The sequence below is a fragment of the Gryllotalpicola sp. CP2-P1 genome, assembly GCF_057512245.1.
Genome location: NZ_JBLRDT010000163.1, coordinates 1 through 5,525, shown reverse-complemented (window position 1 = coordinate 5,525; position 5,525 = coordinate 1). Strand labels below are relative to the sequence as shown.

Genomic DNA, 5,525 nt, shown 5'->3' with positions numbered 1-5,525 from the left:
GCGGCCCCCGTCGTCTCGACGCTCACATTGGTCGCCTTGACGACGGCCGTGGCGAGCGTGCCGACCTCGAGCCCCAGCTCGGTCGCCGCCTCGGCGCTGATCAGCGAGACCACGCGGTGGGGGCCGGCCTGGATGTCGATCTGGGCCATGACGCCGTCGAGCTGGACCCGGGTGACGATGCCGACGAAGTGGTTGCGCGCCGAGCTCAGCACGGGCGAGCTTTCGGGCGCAGCCTTCGCGCGCTCGGTCGCGAGCCGGGCGAGGCTCGCGCCGTCGACGGTCTGGGGTCCATCGGCGGCTGCGCTCGCCTCGAGCTCGCCGCGCTCGACGAGGCGGCGCACGGTGTCGTCGCTCACGCCGAGAAGCGCGGCGGCCTCGGAAATCCGCAATTGCGTCACAATGCAGACTCTAGTGACGCAATTGCGGAATGTCTCAGGCCTCGGGGGTGAAGGCGAGAGAGATGGAGTTCATGCAGTAGCGGTCGCCCGTCGGAGTCCCGAACCCGTCGGGGAACACGTGCCCCAGGTGCGAGCCGCAGTTCGCGCAGCGCACCTCGGTGCGCACCATGCCGAGCGAGCGGTCCTCGATCAGCTCGACGGCCTCGGGGCGCACGCTCTCGTAGAACGACGGCCAGCCGCAGCCCGAGTCGAACTTGGTGCCGCTCTTGAAGAGCTCGGCGCCGCACGCCGCACAGGTGTAGATGCCGGCGCGCTCCTCGTCGAGCAACTCGCCGGTCCACGGCCGCTCGGTCGCGGCCTGGCGCAGCACCGCGTACTGCTCGGGGTCGAGCTGCTCGCGCCACTCGGCGTCGCTCTTGCTGACCTTGTAGTTGGTGGACGAGACGTCTCCCATGCCGGTTCCTCTCTGCTCTTGTGAAGCTGACCTCTAAGTAAACTCGCCCGAGTGTCAGAAAGTTCCGTGATCGTCAGGCCGTTCAGCGAGCTCAGCGCTCGCGAGTTCTATGAGATCGCGAAGCTGCGCACCGATGTCTTCTTCGTCGAGCAGCGCGTCGATGAGACCGAGCTCGACTATCGCGATCTCGAGGCCGCGACGCGCCACTACTGGGTCGCCGCCGAGGACGGCTCGGTGCTCGCCTACCTGCGCACGCTCTGGGACGACGAGCCCGAGCACCGCGCGGCGCACATCGTGGTCGGGCGGGTCGTGACCAGGGCGGATGCCAGGGGAAAGGGCCTCGCCAGTCGATTGCTCGCCGCCGCGATCGCCGCCAATCCCGGCCAGGACATGGTGCTGCACGCGCAGGAGTACGCTCAGCCGCTCTATGCCAAGGCCGGGTTCGAGCCCTTCGGCGACGTCTACCTCGAGGCGGGCATCCGCCACATCGGCATGTATCGGCAGGCAGGCGGCGCAGAAGACGCGCCCATCGGCGTTGCCGGCCGGCCCGCGGCCCTGTGATCGCTAGCCTGTGCCCATGCCGCGCGCCGAGCTGACCGACCTCGAGGTCGCCGTTCTGGACTTCGAGCGGGAGTGGCTGCAGGGGCCCGCGGCGAAGGAGCAGGCGATCCGCTCTCAGTTCGGGCTTTCCGGCGCCCGTTACTATCAGATTCTCGGTCGGCTGATCGATACCCCTGCTGCACTCGCCTACGACCCCCTTCTCGTGCGGCGGCTGCTGCGGCAGCGGGACGAGCGACGCGAAGCCCGCGCTGCCCGCACCCGGCCGATCGACTGACCCGCCGCGGAACCCCCGCCCCACAAAAGGACAGACCCCAGCGCGCATGGCCCAGCAATTCCCGAAGGACCGCTTCGACGTGGTCCCGACCGACCTCGAGCGCGTCGGTGCTCACCGCGCGCCCGGTCGTCGGGGGCAGGGCCTGCTGTGGCTCGTCTGGTGCCTCGTGGCCGTTCTCGTCATCGTCGGCGCGGGGTGGGTCTACCTGCACCTGCTCGACAGCAACGTCGGGCACTCCTCCGACTCGCAGCCCACGATCACCGAGACGGCGACGCCCCAGGGAACCGGGACCGGGTCGGCGAGTCCGACGCAGACGGCCACCGCTACGCCGACGCCGACCGCGACCATCGTTCCCTCCGCCCAGCTGAGCGTGCTGAACGGCACCGGCCGGGCCGGTCTCGCCGCGAGCGCCGCCACGAAGCTGAAGGGCGCCGGCTGGGCGACGATCTCGACCGGGAACGCGCCGCAGGACGCCGCGACCACCGCCGTCTACTACTCGGACCCGGCGCAGCGCGGCGTGGCGCTCGGCGTGGCCCAGTCGCTCGGCGTGGCGACGGTCACCCAGTCCGACCAGTTCGCGGGCGCAGGGGCGGTCGTGACGGTGGTGCTCGGAGCCGATTACTCGGGCTGAATCGGGCCGGGTATTTCGTCGATATGACGGGACCCTGTCGGGGCCGTAACTTTTTGACCGATCGACGTCGATTTTCGAATCCGCCCTCCATGCCATGGCTACGATCGTGGCCACAGTGATGCGACGAAGTGCGCGCGTCCAGCAACACGCAATGGAGAAACGATGGCGAATGGAACCGTGAAGTGGTTCAACGCTGAGAAGGGCTACGGCTTCATCACCGTCGATGGCGGGGGACAGGACGTGTTCGTCCATTACTCGGCGATCGACATGAGCGGGTACAAGAGCCTCGAGGAAGGCCAGCAGGTCGTCTTCGAGGTCGGCACCGGCTCGAAGGGCCCTCAGGCGGAGTCCGTGCGGCTCGCCTAGCGCGCAGCTTCTCGTACTTACCAGGAGCCGCTCGGCATCGCGCCGGGCGGCTCTTTGCGTGCCGGGCAGCTTCTGGTCGCCATTGCCCTGTGTGACGGATGCCCCGTCATTTCTTGCACTCGTGTGGTGAGAGTGCCAGAATCGCTCTTGGCACTCGTGCGATTTGAGTGCTAACGACATCTTTCGCTGCTACGTCCGGGAGGGACGAGAAACAACCATGGCAAAGATCATTGCTTTCGACGAGGAGGCGCGTCGCGGCCTCGAGCGCGGTCTGAACACGCTCGCCGACGCCGTCAAGGTGACGCTTGGCCCCCGCGGCCGCAACGTCGTCCTCGAGAAGAAGTGGGGCGCCCCCACGATCACGAACGACGGTGTTTCCATCGCCAAGGAGATCGAGCTCGACGACCCGTACGAGAAGATCGGTGCCGAGCTCGTCAAGGAGGTCGCGAAGAAGACCGACGACGTCGCGGGTGACGGCACGACCACCGCGACGGTTCTCGCCCAGGCGCTGGTCCGCGAGGGCCTTCGCAACGTCGCCGCCGGCGCCGACCCGATCAGCCTGAAGAAGGGCATCGAGAAGGCCGTCGCGGCCGTCACCGAAGAGCTCATCGCCGGCGCCAAGGAGGTCGAGACCAAGGAGCAGATCGCTGCGACCGCGTCCATCTCGGCCGCTGACCCCGAGATCGGCGAGCTGATCGCCGAGGCGATCGACAAGGTCGGCAAGGAGGGCGTCGTCACCGTCGAGGAGTCGAACACCTTCGGCACCGAGCTCGAGCTGACCGAGGGCATGCGCTTCGACAAGGGCTTCCTGTCGCAGTACTTCGTCACCGACCCTGACCGCCAGGAGGCGGTGTTCGAGGAGCCCTACATCCTCATCGCCAACCAGAAGATCAGCAACATCAAAGACCTGCTGCCGATCGTCGACAAGGTGATCCAGGCCGGCAAGCAGCTGCTGATCATCGCCGAGGACGTCGACGGCGAGGCCCTGGCCACGCTGATCGTCAACAAGATCCGCGGCATCTTCAAGTCGGTCGCCGTCAAGGCCCCCGGCTTCGGCGACCGCCGCAAGGCCCAGCTGCAGGACATCGCGATCCTGACCGGCGGCCAGGTCATCTCCGAGGAGATCGGCCTCAAGCTCGAGAACGTCACGCTCGACCTGCTCGGCCAGGCCCGCAAGGTGGTCATCACCAAGGACGAGACCACGATCGTCGAGGGTGCCGGTGACGCCGACCAGATCGCCGGCCGCGTGCAGCAGATCCGGAACGAGATCGAGAGCACCGACAGCGACTACGACCGCGAGAAGCTGCAGGAGCGCCTCGCCAAGCTCGCCGGCGGCGTGGCCGTCATCAAGGCGGGCGCGGCCACCGAGGTCGAGCTCAAGGAGCGCAAGCACCGCATCGAGGACGCCGTCCGCAACGCCAAGGCCGCTGTGGAAGAGGGTGTCGTCGCCGGTGGCGGTGTCGCCCTGATCCAGGCGGGCGCCAAGGCGTTCGACAAGCTGCAGCTGACGGGCGACGAGGCCACCGGTGCCAACATCGTCAAGGTCGCCATCTCGGCCCCGCTCAAGCAGATCGCCACCAACGCCGGCCTCGAGCCGGGTGTCGTCGCGGCCAAGGTCGCCGAGCTGCCCGTCGGCCACGGCCTCAACGCCGCGACCGGCGAGTACGGCGACCTGCTCGCCCAGGGCATCCTCGACCCGGCCAAGGTCACCCGCTCGGCGCTGCAGAACGCCGCGTCGATCGCCGGCCTGTTCCTCACGACCGAGGCCGTCGTCGCCGACAAGCCCGAGAAGGTCGCGGCCCCGGCCGCCGACCCGACCGGCGGCATGGACTTCTAAGTCCGCACCGCGTCAACGTCTCTGAAGAGAACGACGTAACCAGCGAAGAGGGGCGCTCCCGCACGGGGGCGCCCCTTTCGTGTGCCCGGGATGTGTCACATGCCCGGCGCGGTTCAGAGCCCCGCGGCGAACATCTGGTAGTTCCGCAGCTCGCTCTCCTGATACTGCTGGGCGGCCGACGCGAGCACCTGCTGCAGCTGCGCCATCTGCGTCTCGATCGTGCGCTGCGTGGTCGTCCAGTTGGCGAGCACCTGCTGGAAGGCGCTTGCGGCCTGGCCCGACCACGAGCCCTGCAGTGCGGTGAGCGTCGCGGTCAGGTGCGTCGCGTCGCCGCGCAGCTGCTCGAGCGTGGCCTGGGCGGAACGGGTTGCGTCGAGCACCGCGGTGCTGTCGACCTGGAACGTCGTCATGGCTTCCTCCGTGAGTGGTGTGGAGACAACGGATGCCGCGACGCTAGCCCGGCCGCGGAATCCGCCATCGCCGGGGAGCCGTGGATTGTGCACAGCCGGCCGCCCTCGCCGGCTGTGCTGGGGAAGACGGCTCAGGCGGCGCTGTCGGCGAGCGGCAGCGAGACGCGGAACGTGGCGCCGCCGCCGGGCGTTTCGACGACGTCGACCGAGCCCCGGTGTGCGTGCACGATCGAGGTCACGATCGCAAGGCCGAGGCCGCTGCCGCCGGTCTCGCGCGTGCGGGAGGTGTCGGCGCGCCAGAAGCGCTCGAAGATCTTGTCGCGGATCTGCGGCGGGACGCCCTCGCCGTGGTCGACGACCTCGACCGACGCGCGCCGCGTCTCGAGGTCGGCGGAGACGCGGATCTCGATCGGCGAGCCGTCCGGCGTGTAGCGCACCGCGTTTCCGATGAGGTTCGCGATCACCTGCCGCAGCTTGTTCTCCTCGCCCATGACGAGCGCCGGAATGGTGTGCGGCTCAGGAATGTCCTCGAGCTCCAGCGGCATCGTCTCGGCCATCGCGATCTCCTCGGCGCGGCGACCGCCGCGCCGGCGC

9 protein-coding genes are annotated in these 5,525 nt (G+C 68.7%); 5 read left to right on the top strand and 4 right to left on the bottom strand.

What is annotated here, in order from left to right; genetic code table 11:
* A partial coding sequence (locus ACM2XV_RS11660) for a TOBE domain-containing protein (protein ID WP_487027040.1) occupies positions 1 to 398 on the bottom strand: 398 nt, incomplete at its 3' end.
* 34 nt (positions 399 to 432) lie between these two features.
* Positions 433 to 852 (bottom strand): peptide-methionine (R)-S-oxide reductase MsrB, encoded by a 420-nt coding sequence (msrB, locus tag ACM2XV_RS11655; RefSeq protein WP_344773617.1) that lies wholly within the window; start codon positions 850 to 852, stop codon positions 433 to 435.
* Between the two features lie 51 nt (positions 853 to 903).
* Here msrB and ACM2XV_RS11650 point away from each other — a divergent pair, with 51 nt between their 5' ends.
* The 5 genes from ACM2XV_RS11650 to groL all read left to right on the top strand — a co-directional run bounded on the left by ACM2XV_RS11650 (position 904) and on the right by groL (position 4,521).
* A complete protein-coding gene (locus ACM2XV_RS11650; RefSeq protein WP_344773615.1) occupies positions 904 to 1,413 on the top strand; it encodes a GNAT family N-acetyltransferase in 510 nt (169 codons plus the stop codon).
* Positions 1,414 to 1,429: 16 nt separating this feature from the next.
* Positions 1,430 to 1,687: a DUF3263 domain-containing protein gene (locus ACM2XV_RS11645; RefSeq protein WP_344773613.1), complete on the top strand. Its 258-nt coding sequence runs from the start codon at positions 1,430 to 1,432 to the stop codon at positions 1,685 to 1,687.
* 46 nt (positions 1,688 to 1,733) lie between these two features.
* Positions 1,734 to 2,318 carry a LytR C-terminal domain-containing protein gene (locus tag ACM2XV_RS11640; protein WP_487027039.1) on the top strand — a complete coding sequence of 195 codons (585 nt, stop codon included), beginning with the start codon at positions 1,734 to 1,736 and terminating at the stop codon, positions 2,316 to 2,318.
* A 162-nt stretch (positions 2,319 to 2,480) separates the two neighbouring features.
* Entirely contained in the window at positions 2,481 to 2,684 is a 204-nt protein-coding gene (locus tag ACM2XV_RS11635) for a cold-shock protein (RefSeq protein ID WP_344773609.1), read from the top strand.
* Positions 2,685 to 2,901: 217 nt separating this feature from the next.
* Positions 2,902 to 4,521, top strand: coding sequence for a chaperonin GroEL (gene groL / locus ACM2XV_RS11630; RefSeq protein WP_344773607.1), 1,620 nt, complete (start codon positions 2,902 to 2,904; stop codon positions 4,519 to 4,521).
* A 113-nt stretch (positions 4,522 to 4,634) separates the two neighbouring features.
* Here the strand turns inward: groL and ACM2XV_RS11625 are convergent, their stop codons facing one another.
* Entirely contained in the window at positions 4,635 to 4,931 is a 297-nt protein-coding gene (locus ACM2XV_RS11625; protein WP_487027038.1) for a WXG100 family type VII secretion target, read from the bottom strand.
* 131 nt (positions 4,932 to 5,062) lie between these two features.
* The coding region (locus tag ACM2XV_RS11620; RefSeq protein ID WP_487027037.1) for a sensor histidine kinase at positions 5,063 to 5,525 on the bottom strand (463 nt) is incomplete at its 5' end.

Bases quoted from the DNA above. Each gene is read 5' to 3' on its own strand.
- msrB (WP_344773617.1), bottom strand. From the start codon at position 852: ATGGGAGACGTCTCGTCCACCAACTACAAGGTCAGCAAGAGCGACGCC.
- ACM2XV_RS11645 (WP_344773613.1), top strand. From the start codon at position 1,430: ATGCCGCGCGCCGAGCTGACCGACCTCGAGGTCGCCGTTCTGGACTTC.
- ACM2XV_RS11640 (WP_487027039.1), top strand. From the start codon at position 1,734: ATGGCCCAGCAATTCCCGAAGGACCGCTTCGACGTGGTCCCGACCGAC.
- ACM2XV_RS11635 (WP_344773609.1), top strand. From the start codon at position 2,481: ATGGCGAATGGAACCGTGAAGTGGTTCAACGCTGAGAAGGGCTACGGC.
- groL (WP_344773607.1), top strand. From the start codon at position 2,902: ATGGCAAAGATCATTGCTTTCGACGAGGAGGCGCGTCGCGGCCTCGAG.
- ACM2XV_RS11625 (WP_487027038.1), bottom strand. From the start codon at position 4,931: ATGACGACGTTCCAGGTCGACAGCACCGCGGTGCTCGACGCAACCCGT.